The sequence below is a fragment of the Pseudoalteromonas sp. 2CM28B genome (assembly GCF_023161935.1).
Map to the genome: position 1 here is coordinate 16,437 of NZ_JALNTH010000001.1, position 18,757 is coordinate 35,193.

Below are 18,757 nucleotides of genomic sequence, written 5' to 3' on the forward strand. Positions count from 1 at the left end.
GGAACAATAACATGGCAAAAGGCCAATCGTTACAAGACCCATTTTTGAATGCACTACGTCGTGAGCGCATTCCAGTATCAATCTTTTTGGTAAATGGCATAAAATTACAAGGTAAAATTCAGTCATTTGACCAATTTGTTATTTTACTTGAAAACACTGTAAACCAAATGGTGTATAAACACGCAATTTCAACAGTTGTACCTGCTCGTGCAGTCAACTTCCAAGGTGTTCAAGGGAGCGATGACACTGAAGAGCAAGAACCAGGAAATATTTAATTAGGAGCGTAATGCTTGTTTGACCGCTATGAATCCGGCGAACAGGCAGTCTTAGTTCATATCGACTTACCTAAAGATGGCGATCGTGAAGATCTTCATGAATTAGAGTTGTTGGTATCTTCTGCTGGTGTTAGTAGTTTGGCGGTTGTGCAAGGCAGCCGCCAAGCACCACATCCGAAACTATTCGTCGGTACCGGTAAAGCAGAAGAAATAGCTGAGATTGTCAAAATCCACAATGCAGATGTTGTCATCTTTAATCATCAATTAAGTCCGTCTCAAGAACGTAATTTAGAGCGCGTTTGCCAATGTCGTGTACTTGATAGAACAACACTTATTCTTGATATTTTTGCCCAAAGAGCCCGTACCCACGAAGGTAAGCTACAAGTAGAGCTTGCTCAGCTTAGGCATATGTCTACTCGATTAATCCGAGGGTGGACTCACCTTGAGCGCCAAAAAGGGGGAATAGGTTTACGAGGCCCAGGCGAAACACAGCTTGAAACCGATAGACGTTTATTGCGCGCGCGCATTAAAAATATTCGTGCCCGATTAGCCAAAGTTGCTGTACAACGTGAGCAAGGTAGACGTGCGCGTACGCGTAACGAAATTCCTACCGTGTCGCTTGTAGGGTATACCAATGCGGGTAAATCAACCCTGTTTAACCGTATAACAGACTCAGATGTATACGCAGCGGATCAGCTTTTTGCCACGCTTGACCCAACACTACGTAAACTTGATATAGGTGATGTTGGTTCGGTTATTTTGGCCGATACAGTAGGATTTATTCGCCACTTACCACATGACTTAGTGGCAGCCTTTAAAGCAACATTAACAGAAACGCGTGAAGCCGACCTACAATTACATGTAATTGATGTGGCAGACCCGCGCAGACGCGAAAACATAGAGGAAGTACAGTCGGTTTTAAAAGAGATTGAAGCTGATGAAGTACCGCAATTATTAGTTTATAACAAAATTGATGCGCTTGATGATGTAAGCCCACGAATTGATCGGGATGACCAAGGACAGCCTATAAGAGTATGGTTATCTGCACAAACCGGCGAAGGGTGTGAGCTACTTAGCGAAGCAATAAGTGACCTGCTTGCTAAGAAAATGCTTAGTGGTACGTTATTACTTGCCCCTCAATATGGCCGGTTAAGAGCGTCTTTGTTTAGCTTAAGTGCAGTCCATGAAGAGCGCTTTGATGAACATGGTAACTGGTTGTTGGATGTACGTTTACCTATGGTTGAATGGAACCGATTAATTAAAGAGTTTGGTCCTGAAATTGAGGGTTTTATCAATCGCGATTAAAAATTGGCATATAAATGTCGGTTTTTGTATGAGAAACGCGGTAGATTTGATAGATTTAACACAATTTCCTAATTTATTTAGATAACAATGGAGTATAGCTATGGCCTGGAATGAACCGGGTAATAATGGCAATGACAAAGATCCGTGGAACAATAAAGGCGGACGTGATCAAGGCCCACCTGATTTAGACGAGGTGTTCCGTAAGTTTAGCAACAAGTTAGGCGGCATATTTGGCGGAAAAAAATCCGGCAATAATAGTGGCGGTGGACTTGGCGGAGCCGGTATTTCATTTATCCTCATTATCGCCGCAATTGTGTGGGCGTTAAGTGGTATTTATACGGTTAAAGAAGCCGAACGTGGTGTGGTACTGCAATTTGGTAAGTATGACCGTATTGCAGAGCCAGGCTTACGCTGGAAAATGACCTTTATTGAAACGGTTATTCCCGTAGATATTGAAGCTGTACGCTCATTATCTGCATCTGGGTTTATGCTAACGGAAGATGAAAACGTAGTAAGCGTTGAGTTTGAAGTGCAATACCGTGTTATTGACCCGTACCTTTACAAGTTTAGCGTAACTAATGCTGATAACAGCTTAGAAGAAGCACTTGATAGCGCGTTACGTTACGTTGTTGGCCATGCAAAAATGGACCAAGTACTGACTAATGGCCGTGAAGTTGTTCGTCAAAATACGTGGGATGAGCTTAATAAAATCATCGAACCGTATAACTTAGGTTTAATTGTGACCGATGTGAACTTTAAAGATTCGCGTCCACCAACTGAAGTAAAAGATGCATTTGATGACGCTATTGCCGCACAAGAAGATGAAGAGCGTTTCATCCGTGAAGCAGAAGCGTATGCACGTGAAATTGAACCGCGCGCGCGTGGTCAAGTAACACGTATGACGCAAGAAGCAGAAGGTTATCAAGAACGCATTACACTTGAAGCACAAGGTGAAGTGGCTCGTTTTGAAAAGCTATTACCTGAGTATCAAGCAGCTAAAGAAGTAACGCGCGAACGTTTATACATTGATGCTATGGAAGAGGTGCTTAGCAGCAGTTCTAAAGTCATTGTTGATGTTAAAGGCGGTAACAACATGATGTACTTACCACTTGATAAAATTATGGAAAAGCAAGGCACTGCAACACGTGTAGCTTTACCAAGCTCAAGTGATATTCAAGATTTACGCAATAAAGTAAATACATCACGAAATAGCACTGTGAATAGCGGTAATGACCGTTTTAACAGTGATCGCTTTAACAATAACGGGAGATAAGCGTAATGAAAAACTTTAGTTTAGTCATACTATTAGCTGCCATTGTTATGTCTTTCTCTGCGGTATTTGTAGTACCTGAAGGGCAAAAAGCGATTGTGTTGCTATTTAGCAAAGTTGAAAAAGACAGTGAAGACAAAGCCGTTGTATACAGCCCAGGCCTTCACTTAAAAGTACCATTTTTTAGCCAAGTACGTCGTATTGATGCACGTATTCAAACGCTAGATGGCACGCCAGACCGCTTTGTAACAAGCGAGAAAAAAGACTTAATTGTTGATTCGTTTGTTAAATGGCGCGTAAACGACTTTAGCGCATTTTACCTTCGTGCTCGTGGTGATAAGCAATACGCTGAAACACTACTAAAGCAAAAAGTTAATAATGGTCTGCGTACTAACTTTGGTACGCGTACTATTCGCGAGATTGTATCGGGTGAGCGTAGTGAGCTAATGGAAGAGGCGTTAGTACAAGCTTCTGAAAGTGCGCGCGAGTTAGGTATTGAAGTACTTGACGTGCGTGTTAAGCAAATTAACTTACCACAAGAAGTGAGTAGCTCTATTTACCAACGTATGCGCGCTGAGCGTACTGCTGTTGCAAAAGAGCACCGCTCGGAAGGTCAAGAAAAAGCAGAAACTATTCGTGCTAATGTTGACCGCCGTGTAACGGTAATGCTTGCTGATGCAGAGCGTAATGCGCGCTCAGTACGTGGTCAAGGTGATGCAGAAGCTGCCGCTATTTATGCTAAAGCATACAACAAAGATCCAGAGTTCTTTGGTTTTGTTCGTTCTTTAGAGGCGTATAAAAAGACCTTTAAAGATAAACAAGATGTTATGGTACTTTCACCAGATAGTGACTTCTTTAAATATATGAAAGGCGCTGCAGCGCAATAAGCAATGCCTTAATCATTTAAAAAGTTATAAAGCCCCGCCTATGCGGGGCTTTTTGTTAAGCATAATTTAAAACTTTAAATTACTGTTATATATGTGGTTATTTAAAAAGTGTGATGGCCTAAAAAATACGCGCAGAAAAAATAAGCTGAACAGGGGTGATCTTTACTTCCGTTTTCTGGTAAAATCTCGTCCTAATTTTCTCGAAGTGAATTTACAATGGGTAAAAACGTTGTTGTATTAGGCACCCAATGGGGTGACGAAGGTAAGGGTAAGGTTGTTGATCTCCTTACAGACAAAGCATCTTTAGTAGTTCGATACCAAGGTGGCCACAATGCGGGTCATACTTTAGTTATTGACGGTGAAAAGACAGTTCTACACCTTATTCCATCGGGTGTATTACGTGACAATGTTAAATGTGTGATTGGTAATGGTGTGGTTTTATCGCCAGAAGCGCTAATGAAAGAAATTGGCATGTTAGAAGAGCGTGGCGTACCTGTACGTGAGCGTCTTTTAATTAGTGAAGCATGTCCGTTAATTCTGCCTTTCCATGTTGCATTAGATGTAGCTCGCGAAACTGCTCGCGGCGACAAGCCAATTGGTACAACTGGCCGTGGTATCGGTCCTGCGTACGAAGATAAAGTAGCCCGTCGCGGTTTACGCGTAGGTGACTTATTCAATCCAGAATTATTCGCAGCTAAACTAAAAGAAGTACTTGAATACCATAACTTCACTTTAGTTAACTACTACAAAGTAGATGCTGTTGATTTCCAAAAAACGTTTGATGATGCAATGGCTGTTGCAGACATCTTAAAAGCAATGGTTGTTGATGTAACTGAGCTTTTAGATCAAACACGTTTAGCGGGCGAACACATTTTATTTGAAGGTGCACAAGGTACATTACTTGATATCGATCACGGTACTTACCCTTATGTAACTTCTTCAAACACCACAGCTGGTGGCGTTGCGACTGGTGCTGGTTTTGGTCCATTAAACCTTGACTACGTGTTAGGTATTATTAAAGCGTACACTACACGTGTTGGTTCTGGTCCTTTCCCTACAGAGCTTTACGATGGCCTTGAAAAACAAGACCCAGTGGGTAAGCACTTAGGTGATAAAGGTCATGAGTTTGGCGCGACAACAGGTCGTTTACGCCGTACTGGTTGGTTAGATGCTGTGGCAATGCGCCGCGCAGTTCAAATCAACAGCATCTCTGGTTTTTGTTTAACTAAGTTAGATGTTTTAGATGGTTTAGAAACGCTTAAAATCTGTACTGGTTACCAGCTTGAAGATGGCACAGTGACTAATGTAACGCCATTAGCTGCTGAGGGTTACGAGAAAGTAACACCAGTATATGAAGAGATGCCAGGTTGGTCTGAAAACACAGTTGGTGTAACTAGCCTTGAAGGCTTACCAAAAGCTGCGATTGACTACATCAAGCGTATCGAAGAAATCACAGGTGTACCTGTTGATATTATTTCTACCGGCCCAGATCGTGTAGAAACAATGGTACTTCGCAACCCGTTTGCTTAATCACCATTAGTTTAAAAAAAAGCTGCTTTTTGCAGCTTTTTTTATGCCTAAAATTCACCTTGGAACGATCTTTGTATATTATTTGATAAGTTTTATTTTATACGTGGTAAACATGCGCCTATCTACCTGTAACACTTTTCTAGCGTCTTTGCTCACTCCGTTACTTTTATCTATAAGTAGCAATGTGTTAGCTGAAGAAACGCCCGCTGCGGTGCCGCTTTATACCGAACCGGAGCTGATTGCACTAATAAATAAAAATACACATTTGCAGCGTGTAAAGGCAGATGATTGCCAATTAGTACAAGATATAGAGGCAAGGGCCAATAAAATGGCGCTGCCATCTTACCAATTTTTATATGGCGATATGCTGGCATATAACGTGTGTGTTGAACGCAATGTGGAATTAGGTGTGTACTACATGCGTAAAGCGGCTGAACAAGGCTTAGCGGCTGCATTAGAGCAGCTTGGACGTTATTACGACACGGGTCGCTTAGTGCAGCAAGATAAAGCGATGGCCATTACCTACTTACGAGAGGCCTCAGCGCAAGGGAACTTAAAAGCACAGCTAAGGCTGGTTAAGCTTTTTAATGCAGGCTACGGAAGCCCACGTGACTTTGAAGATGCGTATCGCTGGTTATTCAATGCCATGGTGGCAGATAAAGCAACGCATAAAAAAATTGAGCGTGCGCTTAGCTTACTCGCTCAAAAAATGCCCGATAGTGTTGTTGCCCGCGCGAGATTACCCATGTAAGTGTCGATAATGCACGCTATTTTTATAAAATAAAAAAGCCCTAATATTTAATTAGGGCTTTTTTGCAATAACTAAAAAGAGGTTAGCTCTCTTCTTTATTTTTTGTTTTAGCGGGGTCTTTTAAGACCGACATTTTTGGCGGCTGAAGTGCAAAGATACGCTCGCCCTCCTGCGGTGGCTTTTCCATATTACTGGTAAATGGGCGAAGCTTTACTGGCGTATCGTCGTCGTTGTCTTTATCACCTTTTAAAATAAACAACGGGATCGCTTCAGGGTTCATCTCTTGGTATTTTTCCCAATCAAATTCTTCTGAAATACGCGTTGCACTTACTTTACCGCCTTTAGCAATAATACTGCTTAGGCGAGCGTAAGAGCCATCTTCACCAAACAAAATTTGTCTAGATAGGAATGTTGCACTGTCTTTATTCGCTTTAGCATGCGAGGTAGATGAGCGCAGTGAAAATACATTTTTTTCATTCAACAAGTGAGAAAAATATTGTACACCAAGCGCATTATGGTGGCGGTTTGGTGAAAGTGCTAATACCGTTCTTATTGTTGTGAGCGGCAAGTAACGCTCAGCATGCTCTGATTGTGGGTTACCATAATAACAGGCAAGGCCGTCCATACGAGCCATTTTACAGTTCTCCCATGCGGGGTCTGATAGATGAACAGGAATGCTTTGCTCTTGTAAACCTTTACCTATAGCGCGAGATACATGGTTTGCACCAATAATCAGTATGGTATTTGGAGAAGGTTGGCGCACGCCCAATAGTTTAGCAACAGGAATAGCAGTTAAGCTTTGCAATACCACAGTGATGATAATAACGGTAAATATTAACGGCACCATTTTTTCTGCATCAGCTACGCCAGCTTCCATCATACTTAGCGCAAACACCGACCCAACAGCAGCTGCAACAATACCTCTAGGGGCTATCCACGATAGCACCAAGCGCGATTTCATTGGCAAGTCAGTTCCAAAAGTAGATATGGCAATACACAATGGACGCGCTATAAATAACACCACTGCAAGGAATATAAATACGTCGCTGTCTAACATCATCAAGTCAGAAAGCTGTAGCCGCGCAGCAAGTAAAATAAACAGTGATGATATTAAAATCATCGATAAGTCTTCTTTAAACTCAAGTACAGAATCGATTTCTAAATCATTTTGATTGGCAAGCCAAATACCAAATACGGTAACAGCCAATAATCCCGATTCATGACTTAAGTGATTAGATACCGAAAAGCTAATAAGCACCAAGGCAAGTATGCCAAATTTATGTAGTTCAAACGGTAGCCATTCACGGCGCATAAGCTGTGTGGTGATCCACCCCGCAACAACACCGATAGAAAGCCCTACGCCGACTGTTTTAACAAGTGCAACAATAGTGTGGCTAAGCACTTCTCCTTGGCCTACCAGCATGACTGCTTCAAATACAAGCACAGCAAAAAGAGCGCCGATTGGGTCAATTACAATGCCTTCCCATCGTAATATACGGTCAATATCTTGTGTTGGGCGCATCGAATTAAGTAAAGGGGCGATTACCGTAGGCCCTGTTACTACTAGCACAGCGCCTAATACTGCAGCCACCCGCCAGTTAAGCTCAAGTAACCAATAGGCACTTAAGCTTATTACCACACAGGTGGTGATCATGCCGATAGAGCACAGGTTACGTACGACCTTACTTATGCCTTTTAATTCTCTAAAGTGCAAAGTAAGGGAGCCTTCAAATAAAATGACAGCCACGCTCAGTGACACAACAGGAAATAATAAATCACCCAGTAAAGCATCAGGGTCTAATACACCACTAAACGGCCCTAGCAATAAACCGGTAAGCAATAAGAACAAGATAGCGGGTACTTTAAACGCCCACGCTACCCATTGGGCAAGCACCGAACAAAGTGCGATACCGGCTATATAAATTGCTGACATAAATTAAGAATTCCTTATTTATCACAATGTGAAAAGTATAACTTTTGTTAAATATTAATACAGGGGTATACACGTGAAATGTTTAATTTGCTAATAAAATTTTAGCGCTTAATACAAAAATTGTAGGTTAAACTTATTGATTTATTTATAAAAATTGAATTAAAACTCAAAAATAAATATAACCCCTTGATTTTAAATGATTAACCGCTTAGAAGTGAGGCGTAGCTCTACATTAGAGTGATTTTTAGCCTTGATCTTACCCCTTGAAATGTCGTATTATATTTAGAGTTCAAACAATTAGTCATCTAAATATAATTTTGCAAAATAACGGTATGTATTAATACTAGCGTCATATTTGCCCTGTAATAATAGATTTGTACGCTATTTTTACCATTAATTAGTAGCTATTGTATTATTGAATATCTTGGTATGGTTTTTTCAAACAAGTTTATTTAAGCAATTAAGTAAATAAATGTTTGAGTTGAACTATTACTTTCAATGTTTAGCTCCCATCGTGGCGGCTAAATCTCGGTCCTTAAGTCATCACCCTATCTGTTGGTGTATCTGACTTTAGAGGCTCTATGTATGTTGTTAACAAAAAGGCCGCACACAGCTTTTTACAGCGATACATAAACAACACTTTTTATTTTTATATTTAATAGACCTCCATTTAATTTGGTTGGTGCTGTTTCATGTCTTTACAAATCTAAAAGCAATTTTAGGTCGTGTATTTGCGTGCGTTTAAAAAGTGTATAAACAAACAACCTATTCGAAATTGCGTGTTTTTTTCGCAATTACCTAGTTTTAGTTCACACTATGTGAATGCAGATAAAATGGAAAGTTGAGATTTTATGCAAAAGTTAAATTGGCGTCGTATTGTTTTAAAAGTAGGTAGTGCATTAATTGCTCCAGATCAAGATGGGTGCCGTTCACGCTACTTATTAACCATTGCGCAATTTATTGTTCGCTGTCGTGCTCGTGGTATTGAAGTTATTTTAGTATCTTCAGGCTCAGTAGCTGCAGGCTCACACTTATTCCCATCTGACATTCCACGTTCAGTTGTGATGAAAAAAGCGATGGCAGCGGCAGGTCAAACTGAAATGATGGCCATGTGGGATCGCTTTTTCGATTTTCCTTCAGCGCAATTATTATTAACCCATGGTGATTTGCGTGACCGTGAGCGCTATGAAAGTATTCGCGAAACTATTTTTACTTTGTTAGAGCATGGTGTATTGCCTATCATTAACGAAAATGATGCTGTAACAACTGATGACTTAAAAGTAGGTGACAACGATAACTTATCGGCCATGGTAGCCGCGGCCGCTGATGCCGATGCATTAATGATTTTTTCTGATGTGGATGGGCTGTATGATAAAAACCCAAATTTGCACGACGATGCAGTTTTACTGCCTGAAATAAAATCAATTGATGAGTCTATTTATGCTATGGCAGGATGTGCTACAAGCTCTGTAGGAACCGGTGGCATGAAAACCAAAATTGAAGCTGCCGAAAAAGCAACGTCTCACGGTATTGCTACTTATATTATTAATGGCTTTAAAGAAGAAACCTTTAATAGATTATTGGCAGGTGACAACCCTGGTAGTGTTTTCCTTCCTTATGAAAAACCAATGCAAGAAGCTGTGCACTGGATGACGCATACAGCCAATGAGCAAGGTGAAGTAGTTGTAGATGGCTCGTTTGATGAGTCTCTTGAAGGTGAAAACGGTTGCATACGTGGCGACGAAATAATGGAAGTTCATGGTGAGTTTGCCATTGGCGATACCATTTTAGTTAGAAGCGAGGATGGCACACGTTTAGCAAAAGCCACCGCAAATTATAGTAGTTGCTTGTTAAGCTTTATTGCAGATAACGAGCAAAGTGAATTTAGCGAAAAAATGCAGGATTCTATTGGTCCTGTTATTTCAGAAAAAGATATCGCATTATTGGAGAAGTCATGAGTTTGATTACGGATATTTCACGCCAGGCAGCAAAAGCTGCAAACACACTTGCTTTACTCGACACCGAGACCAAAAACCAAGTGTTAACCGAAATGGCGGCAGCATTACGCGCAGAAAAAGCATTTATAATTAAAGAAAACGAAAGTGATTTAAGCGCAGCACGCGATAATAACTTAGCCGCTTCGATGATCGACCGCCTAACGCTTAACGAAGAGCGCATTGAAGCAATGGCAGAGGGTATTGAAGTTATTGTAAGTTTAGATGATCCAGTCGGTCAGCTACGCGACATTACAGAGCGCCCAAATGGCATTAAAATACGTAAAATGCGTGTGCCATTAGGTGTTGTATGTATGATTTACGAAGCGCGTCCTAATGTAACTGCGGATGCAGGCGCATTGTGTTTTAAATCGGGTAATGGTGTTATTTTACGCGGCGGTAAAGAAGCCCTTAAAAGCTCGCAAGCCATTGCGAGTGTAATGCACGGTGTACTTGAAAAACATAACTTACCTAAAGCGCTGATCTCAGTTATTCCTGATCCAGACCGTGCGTTGCTTATGGAGCTAATGCAGCAACGCGAAAGTATTGATTTAATCATCCCACGAGGTGGCGAAGGCTTAATTAACTTTGTTACAGAAAACAGTACTATTCCTGTTATTCAGCACTTTAAAGGGGTGTGTCATTTATACGTAGATAAAGATGCCGACTTAGAGGTTGCACTTAATTTACTATTAAATGGTAAAACACAGCGCACAGGCGTATGTAATGCGCTTGAAGGGCTAGTGGTTCACCAAGACGTTGCTGATGAATTTTTAAATTTATGTGCCGTTGTATTGCGCCAAGAAGGTGTGAAAATTAATGCAGATGAGCAAGCCGCAAAATACTTCGATAATGCTACAGTACTTGCTGATAATGAATTTGGTGAAGAATACTTAGATTTAGAAATTGCTATTCGTGTGGTACCAAGCTTTAGTGCTGCAGTGGAGCATATTGCTCAATTTGGTTCAAACCACACTGAGGTTATTTGTACTAAAAACGATACTGCGGCTGAGCTTTTCCAACGCAGTGTTGATGCATCGGTAGTGATGGTAAATGCATCATCGCGTTTCTCAGATGGCTCGCAATTAGGTTTAGGTGCTGAAATTGGTATAGCTACAACTAAGCTACATGCTTATGGTCCTATGGGGCTTGAGTCACTTACAACTGAAAAGTATTTAGTTAATGGCGAAGGCCAAGTACGTAAGTAATATACTTCACATATAAAAAACGCCGATTGTTTAATCGGCGTTTTTTATGCATTTTGCAAAGTATGGTTTAGTTTTTCTAGCCAGCTTTCTAATGGCTCAGGCCGGTGCAGATGGTATCCTTGTAGGATAACCTCAGGGTACTCTTGTAATAAGTCAAAGTGCGATTGATTCTCGACCCCCTCCGCTACCACTTCTAATTGAAACAACCTACCAAGGCTGACAATCATATCAATAATTAATTTATCGTTGTTATCAGTGGGGGCTTCAAGTACAAATGAGCGATCTATTTTTAGCTCATGAATAGGTAACTGTTTTAAGTAGGTTAAACTTGAGTAGCCCGTGCCAAAGTCATCTATTGATACGCGTACGCCCAGCTTTTTAAGGTAGTGCACGGCTTCAATGGCCGCTTCCATGTGATTAAGTAGCGTCCCCTCTATTATCTCTATAGTGAGTTGCTGAGGATTAATATCAACACTTTTAATTTGTTGGCTTATAAAGTTTAAAAATCGCGGTTCATGAAAATGTCGACCGCTTATATTTACTGAAATATTCAAACTTGGGTGGCTGTATTTAAGCTTGGTAAGTAAATTAAGTGCATTAGTCGTAACCCAGCAGTCTAATTCAAAAATAACATCAGATTCTTCAGCTATTGATATAAATTCACATGGGCTTATGAAGCCTTTTTGAGGGTGATCCCAGCGCAGCAGTATTTCTGCGCCTTTTAACGTTTGCTTACTATCAAATTGCGACTGCAAAAATATGGATAGCTCATTATGCGGAATGGCTTTTCTTAAGTCTTGTTCAATTTCAAAGCGTCGTTTAGCTTGCTCGCCAAATGAGGTATCAAAAAAAGTAACTCTGTTTCCGCCTTTTTCTTTGGCTTTATAGCAGGCTGCTTCACAATTTCTTATTGTCTCAATAGCACTTTCCCATACATCGTCTCGCGGGAAAATATAAGTGCCTATACTAATTGTTAAGCTAACCTCTTGCCCATCAACGTCAAAAGGGCGGTTGACTGCGTTTAAAAGCTCTTGCGCTTTGTTTTCAGCGATTGATTGAGCGCGTGTACGCCCAATTCCTTTATCTACGCTACATAAGGCGGCAAATTCATCACTGCCTAAGCGTGCAATAATATCTTTTTTATCTACATTGGCATGAATACGCTGAGCAAGCTCCTTTAAAATATTATCCCCTGCTAATAGCCCTAAACCATCATTAATAGAATGGAAGCTATCAATGTCGATAATATAAATGTAGGCATAGGTCTTGTCGCTACTACAATCTTGTAGTTGTTGTTCTAATTGCTTTAAAAAACCGTTACGGTTTGGCAGCTTAGTAAGCTCATCATGCCAAGTTAGGTAATCTATGCGTTCTTGCGTTACTTTTACGCTTGAAATATCACTAAAAACGCCAATGTAGTGAATGTTGGTGTCTTGCTCGCCCTTTACCATGCTTAGTGTTAATAGCTCAGGGTATAACTCACCATTTTTTCTTCTGGTGACAAGCTCACCACTCCAGTAGCCTGCTTCGTTTGCGTGTTTCCAGACCTTGTCAAAGCTGATATTAGGGTGGTTATTCTTTTTAATATCTTTTAGATCCATTTCCAGCGATTCGGCCTCGCAATAGCCGGTAATTCTACAAAACGATGGATTAACAGCGATAATTTTTCCTTCGCTATTAGTAATTACAACACCGTCGGCCGTGCTGGTAAGCGCTTGGTAAAATAACTTTTGCTTAGATGACAGCTGCTTTAGCTCTTCCTCACGCTGGCTTAACTCTTTGGCAAGAGCTTCTATTTCTAGTAATTTGTCGTGTAAGTCAAAGTTTTTTTCAATGAGTCTGTCTAGCATGCCTTGCGCAGTAATATGTGTGCGTATGCGTGCTCTAACCAAAGCTAATTTGTAGGGTTTATGAATGTAGTCAATGGCCCCCATTGTAAAGCCCTTTTCTTCCGATTCCTCTTCGGTAAGTGCGGTAACAAAAATGATGGGAATACCTTTGGTGTTTTGCTTTGCTTTTAATATTTTACATACTTCATAGCCATCCATGCCTGGCATCATAATATCGAGTAAAATTAAATCTGGGCGTGTGGATTCAACAAATACAAGCGCTTGTTCACCACTTGTTGAAATGCGTACATCGTAGTCTGCAAGTAGGCCTTCAACTAATACATGTAGGTTGCTAGGTTCGTCATCAACAATGAGTATCAAAGGCTTTCGCGGTTGAGCTACTGCAGGTTCATTGTTGCCAGCTAGAAAGGTTGAATGCACACTAAATCCTTATTCTTTAATTACTTCTTAAAGTTAGTTTATAGTTGCCATAATTGTCTAGTTTTTATAGTTATTTCTGTAATCGTTGATAAGTTTAATCACTAAAGCGTAGTTAAAGTTATCTATTGCCTCTTTTAGCTTGAATAATGGATGGGAATGATCGAATTTTTGAAGCGCAATTTCTCTAACTAATTTACTAGGAATAGGACGGGCAGATAACGCTAAAGAATAGATTTCATCAATTAATGTATCTGGATTTTGCCCAGAGCTCATAGCTTCTGGCTGATGATTATAAGAGTTTGTTACCAGTAGCTGTCTTACTGCATAAAGTGCTAAGGTCAATTGTTCATTAAAAACACTAAGATCGGTGCATGCGTTACTGCTCAGTTCTAACTCTGCTTTTTTAGCGCTTTGCTCTAGTAGCTCTAACCCTAGGGTGCCGGCTAAGCCTTTTAAGTTATGCATCGCTCTAGCTAATGTTTTATGCTCATTATTTTTCAAGTGCTTTACAGCTACCTCCATAAAGTGGCTGTAATCGGTATTAAACTTAGTGAATATTGAATTAATGAGTTCATTATTATCTTCAAGATTAGAGCGTGCTACATTGAGGTTTAATGTACTTAACGTATGGGTTTTTGTTAGATGCTTTTCTATGCTGTCACAAAGCAGACCAAATAATAACGGCTTGACTAAATAGTCATCCATGCCTGCTCGAATGGCGGCTTTCTTATCATTAGAAAATACAGCTGCAGTTACAGCAACAATAGGCGTTGTATATCCCCTTTGACGCAGTATTCGCGTCGCTTCTAGGCCATCCATCACTGGCATTTGAATATCCATAAAAATAATATCAATTGCGTTTTCTTCTACTTTAATGAGTGCTTCCTCGCCATTACTTGCAGAGATAACAGTCATATTCATTTTAGTTAATAGTGCTTCAAGAATCTCTTGGTTTACAGGGTTATCATCTACTGCAAGTGCGGTGTAACCGGTAAACTGTGGGTAAGACTCTCCTTCTTTAAGCTGTGTTGAGTCGGGTAATAATAAACGCATTAACTGAGAATCAGTGTGAGTATTACCTATTGTTATAATATCAATATGATCGCTATCGGGGACTGCCTGCGGGTGCTCTTGATCGTTAATGAGTAAAATAAGCAGCAGTTTGTGTTTATTTTTTTGTTTTTGTAAGTACAGTTGCTGCAAAATAAAATTATCTTTTAGTTCTTTGTGTGACAACGTCATGATCACAATATTAAAAGGGTTACTCGGTTGAGACATTTTTGCAATTGCACGTAGCGGCTCTTGGGTAATTTCTGCAGTAATATCAGCGTTACTTAATAACTTAGTGAGTGATTTTATTTGCTCAGTATCGGGACTAATTAGTAAGGCATGCTTTTTAAGCGCTTCTTTGCTCGTCATTTTAAACGGTAGTGTAAAATAAAACTCACTCCCGACGTGGGGTGTGCTGCGTACTTGTATTTCGCCGCCTAGTAACTTGGTTAGTTGCTTACAAATAGTTAAACCTAATCCGGTGCCGCCATATTTACGTGTTGTACTGGAATCGCCTTGGTAGAACGAGTCAAAAATTGAGGCGGTTTGCTCTGGCGTCATGCCTATGCCTGTGTCTTTAATACCAAAGCGTAACTGTATTTGCTGCTCATCTTGTGTTGTGGCCTCAATTGTTACAGTTACTTCACCGCGCTCTGTAAATTTAATGGCATTACCTACACAGTTATTAATAATTTGACTCAAGTGCAGTGGATCGCCCATCAGCTCAAGCCCTGCATCAACATGCAATACAAAATTAAGGCGCAACCCTTTTTGTTTCGCATTTACCGAAAATAAATTTTTTACATTAGAAACCACGGTATGCAAAGTAAAAGGGATTGATTCAAGCTTTACTTTGTCAGACTCAAGCTTTGAAAAGTCGAGTACGTTATTAAGTATTTGCAGTAAGTTTTGAGCACTAGAAAACGCTTTATCTGCATAGTGTTTTTGTTTTGCTGGAAGAGCACTGCTTTGTAATAGCTGCAGCATGCCTAAAATACCGTTCATTGGAGTGCGAAGCTCATGGCTCATATTAGCTACAAAGTCACCTTTCGCTTGGTTGGCATTTTTTGCTTGGGTGATGGCAAGTGTAAGCTCTTTATTCATTAATTCCATTTTAGAATTAAGCGCTTGGGTTTCTGCTAGTAGCTCTTTTGTTTGTTTGTTTTTTAAATACAGCGCATTAGCCGCGGTAATAACCGAGTTAATTTCATTTTGATGATGCTCATCACTATTTAGTGTTACTTGCTTTTCATTACTCATATCATTTAACAGCTTAGTTAATTTCGCAATGGGCTTAATGACAGAGTTAAATATAAAAAAGGTAATTACTATTATGATAACAGTGATCAGCGCGGCAAAAAGGTTGGCCATTTCGGTACTTTTTAATACGTGGTCTCTTAGCTGCTGCTCGGTCTGGGTGAGCTTTTGCTTCTCTACATCCCTAATTTTTTCGGCTAGGTAAAGCAGCTCGTTTTCTATTCCTGTTAAAACTACATTTATCGAAAACGTGTAGCTACGGGTTAAAATAACTAATTGGCTATACGCTTGCTCAAGCTCGTCAGTATTATTAAGTAGGTTAACATTAGCGGTTTCAATACTCGCCAGTAGGGTATTTAAGTGTGCTAGGTTATCTTGCACATTTTGTGCTTCATCATAATTTGGCTTGTGTAAATAATTGGTTGTTGCTTGTTCTATATTGCTAATAGTTAAAAGGGTATTCACTATTTTATTTTGCTTGCTGGTTAGCGTGTTTTTTTTAAGCTCATTAAGTTGTGCTTTTAGCGCTTCAATAGGTTGTTTGAACTGTGTAATGTACAGCTGCTCTCGTTTGGTTCTGTTAACGACTACGCGATTAAATGTATCTTGGTAATTATTTAAGTACTCGTTAAGGCGCTTTATATTGTTTTGATAGTTTTCATCATACTCATTTAAATGTGTACTTAGCGTATCTAAATCCATTTTTGCAGCATTTAAGTGCACATTAAACTTTTCAATGGTATTGCTATTAGCATGATCTAGATAAGCAATAGCTTGGCTTTGTAAAGAAATCACATCGTTTTCTAAACGGGTAACAGACTCGCTTTGTAATAAAGCTTTGTGCTGCGCATTTTGCAGCTCAAAAAGTGATTTTTGCGAATAATTGAATAGGTAACTTTGCAAAATTAATAAAGTAATTAATACGCATAGGGCAATTATTATTTTTGATTTTATTGAACGGGTTATCATTATCTGCTTATTAACTCATACCATTTTTGCAAGCTGTAATCGTAAGTCGGCATAACGCTATTCCAAACAGCTACATTGCTTAAGCGTTTTAAATAGCTACCACCATTTCGCTGCTCGCCGGCTTTTACTGCGACTTGTTTTTGGGTGTTTAGTAAGTCAACCGTAGTGGGCTTGCCTAAGTACCAGTAATCCCATTCACTTGGTGAAAGCATTGCTTTTGAGCGCTGTGGATTACTAATGTAATACCCTTGGCGAGCAATAAATGCGCCGGCCCACCCGGAAAGCCACCAGTTCATGTAATCGTATGCGGCATCTTTTTGGTTATTATTAACCTGTGACGATAAGCACATTACCCCATGCCAGCCACGATAGCCCTCTTTTGGGGCGGCAAATCGCACGTTAACATTTTGACTATTGAGCGCGGACACAGCGGGGGAAAACATACTTTCTATGTGCACGCGTTGGCTTTTCATAAATTCAACAGACTCTGGCACCGAGTTCCAATAACCTGCAAAATGCCCTTGGCGTTTATAGTCAATTAAAATACTAAATAAACGGTCAAGCTCGGAGCGAGTAATCGCACCAATATCTTTAAATGTTATTAACCCTTTGCTTTGTGCTGCCAAGGCAAGGTCAAATAAGCCAATTGTGGGTGCATTTACAATACCTACTTTACCTCGGTGGGCATCATCAAGTAACCAGCCCCAGCTTTCAGTTTCGTAGGCAATACCAGGTTTTATTTTGGCGGTGTTATAGCCAAAAGAGTCAACATTATGTACATAAGGTAAAAAGCTAATGTAATCCCTTTCGTTTGCGCTTAGTGTGCCGTCCTCTTGTACGTTGAGTAATTTATAAGGGGCGTCGCCTGCACCTAATTTTGCATCGGGAGTGAGTTTCCCTGTTTTGGTAAGAGAATTTATTTCATTAAAGTAGGTTAGCCGTTTTTTTTCTATGGGCTGAATAGACCCCGCCCGCCAAAGCACATTTATACTGTTTGACCATTGCTCATATAAATCAAATGAGCCAGGGTCCATGGAGGCTTTTTGTAATACGGCAGCACTACCTGCAGGGGAAAATTCTATATTTATGCCTAAATCAAGCATTGCTTGTTTACGAATGGCTTCTTGTAGCGTTACATGTGTTCCTAAGACTCTTAGGGTTACTTTTTTTCGGGCAAACACATATGGTACATGTGTAACTACACCCGCGGTTAAACCGATGACAGCGAGCTTTTTTAACGTGGTGCGTTTAGGGGTATCCATTGTTTAAGCCAAAAGTATGATTGCTACAGATGAGATAATTTATAGCCAACAAAGACTAAACAAACAAGGAATGGGCAAATATAAAAGTTATTGTGTAGAAGATAAAAGAATAATAAGACGATGAAAAATAGGAAGTAATAGAAGAGTAGGAAAGTGGTGGAGCTAAGCAGGATCGAACTGCTGACCTCCTGCGTGCAAGGCAGGCGCTCTCCCAGCTGAGCTATAGCCCCACATTCCTAAATTACATAGTTGTAATTACTTGGCTGCTGAGTTCCAAGCGGGGTGAACTTTAAATATTTTTATAAATTTGGTCAAGTATTTTTTAGCAATATTTAACTGTTATCGTTTATTTTTGATAGACTCGAGAAAAATACCTCGCGAAACGACAAAAACAATGAAAAAAAGTATCTGTATACTTGCTTTGCTACTTGCAGGGTGTGCCAGTAATGAAGCGCCTCCTTATGAAATAAATAACAAGCAGTTTTATGAGAACGTGGATGAGCAAGGTAACAAAATATTTGCTTATGTTGTATCGGTAAAGGCTGAGCATCGCAGTAACATAAACTTAAATAACGGCGGGCGAGGCGAAAAAAGACCGAGCCGCTCTGATGTAAAACGTTACATAGAACAAGAACACTTCGAAGACTCTAGTGTGTTAAAACTTAAGCTTGAGGATGAAGCCGTCAGGTTTTTAAACGAAACCCTCAGTGAAAATAACTATTGTGAAAATAAACACGAAATTACACAAGTACTATGGCGTGACTTAAGTGTGCAGCTAAGAGGGCGTTGTTTGTAG

General features: G+C 40.1%; 13 protein-coding genes and 1 tRNA gene. 9 read left to right on the forward strand and 5 right to left on the reverse strand.

All coding sequences use genetic code 11. The features are described from left to right. Positions 1-11 precede the first annotated feature (11 nt). The 6 genes from hfq to MTN96_RS00105 all read left to right on the forward strand — a co-directional run bounded on the left by hfq (position 12) and on the right by MTN96_RS00105 (position 6,018). The gene (gene hfq / locus MTN96_RS00080; protein WP_004587665.1) at positions 12-275 is read left to right on the forward strand and encodes an RNA chaperone Hfq; all 264 of its coding nucleotides are present in this window, start codon (positions 12-14) and stop codon (positions 273-275) included. Between the two features lie 15 nt (positions 276-290). Next, on the forward strand, positions 291-1,580 hold the full coding sequence (hflX, locus tag MTN96_RS00085; protein ID WP_024031472.1) for a ribosome rescue GTPase HflX: 1,290 nt from the start codon (positions 291-293) through the stop codon (positions 1,578-1,580). Between the two features lie 100 nt (positions 1,581-1,680). Beyond that, complete coding sequence (gene hflK, locus MTN96_RS00090) at positions 1,681-2,853, forward strand: FtsH protease activity modulator HflK (RefSeq protein ID WP_004587663.1); 1,173 nt, start codon at positions 1,681-1,683, stop codon at positions 2,851-2,853. 5 nt (positions 2,854-2,858) lie between these two features. Then, positions 2,859-3,737, forward strand: coding sequence for a protease modulator HflC (gene hflC / locus MTN96_RS00095; RefSeq protein WP_004587662.1), 879 nt, complete (start codon positions 2,859-2,861; stop codon positions 3,735-3,737). A 216-nt stretch (positions 3,738-3,953) separates the two neighbouring features. Beyond that, positions 3,954-5,267: an adenylosuccinate synthase gene (locus MTN96_RS00100; RefSeq protein WP_004587661.1), complete on the forward strand. Its 1,314-nt coding sequence runs from the start codon at positions 3,954-3,956 to the stop codon at positions 5,265-5,267. A 112-nt stretch (positions 5,268-5,379) separates the two neighbouring features. Beyond that, on the forward strand, positions 5,380-6,018 hold the full coding sequence (locus MTN96_RS00105; RefSeq protein WP_248443967.1) for a tetratricopeptide repeat protein: 639 nt from the start codon (positions 5,380-5,382) through the stop codon (positions 6,016-6,018). Between the two features lie 82 nt (positions 6,019-6,100). Here the strand turns inward: MTN96_RS00105 and MTN96_RS00110 are convergent, their stop codons facing one another. Beyond that, a complete protein-coding gene (locus MTN96_RS00110) occupies positions 6,101-7,951 on the reverse strand; it encodes a sodium:proton antiporter (RefSeq protein WP_024031470.1) in 1,851 nt (616 codons plus the stop codon). Positions 7,952-8,802: 851 nt separating this feature from the next. Here MTN96_RS00110 and proB point away from each other — a divergent pair. Together proB and MTN96_RS00120 are read left to right on the forward strand one after the other, a co-directional pair. Then, positions 8,803-9,909 (forward strand): glutamate 5-kinase, encoded by a 1,107-nt coding sequence (gene proB, locus MTN96_RS00115; RefSeq protein WP_004587658.1) that lies wholly within the window; start codon positions 8,803-8,805, stop codon positions 9,907-9,909. Continuing rightward, positions 9,906-11,153, forward strand: a complete 1,248-nt coding sequence (locus MTN96_RS00120; protein WP_004587657.1) for a glutamate-5-semialdehyde dehydrogenase — start codon at positions 9,906-9,908, stop codon at positions 11,151-11,153. The genes proB and MTN96_RS00120 overlap by 4 nt, the downstream gene beginning before the upstream one ends. A gap of 44 nt (positions 11,154-11,197) precedes the next feature. On the opposite strand, the gene MTN96_RS00125 is transcribed toward MTN96_RS00120, so the two are convergent. From MTN96_RS00125 to MTN96_RS00140, 4 genes are all read right to left on the reverse strand, one after another. Next, entirely contained in the window at positions 11,198-13,423 is a 2,226-nt protein-coding gene (locus MTN96_RS00125) for an EAL domain-containing protein (protein WP_248530462.1), read from the reverse strand. 57 nt (positions 13,424-13,480) lie between these two features. Next, entirely contained in the window at positions 13,481-16,699 is a 3,219-nt protein-coding gene (locus tag MTN96_RS00130) for an ATP-binding protein (RefSeq protein WP_248530464.1), read from the reverse strand. Next, a complete protein-coding gene (locus MTN96_RS00135; protein ID WP_248530465.1) occupies positions 16,699-17,961 on the reverse strand; it encodes a PotD/PotF family extracellular solute-binding protein in 1,263 nt (420 codons plus the stop codon). Before MTN96_RS00135 ends, MTN96_RS00130 begins: the two co-directional genes overlap by 1 nt. Positions 17,962-18,115: 154 nt before the next feature. Then, positions 18,116-18,191, reverse strand: a tRNA-Ala gene (locus MTN96_RS00140). Between the two features lie 164 nt (positions 18,192-18,355). On the opposite strand from MTN96_RS00140, the gene MTN96_RS00145 reads away from it, so the two are divergent. After that, the gene (locus MTN96_RS00145) at positions 18,356-18,757 is read left to right on the forward strand and encodes a hypothetical protein (protein WP_024031465.1); all 402 of its coding nucleotides are present in this window, start codon (positions 18,356-18,358) and stop codon (positions 18,755-18,757) included.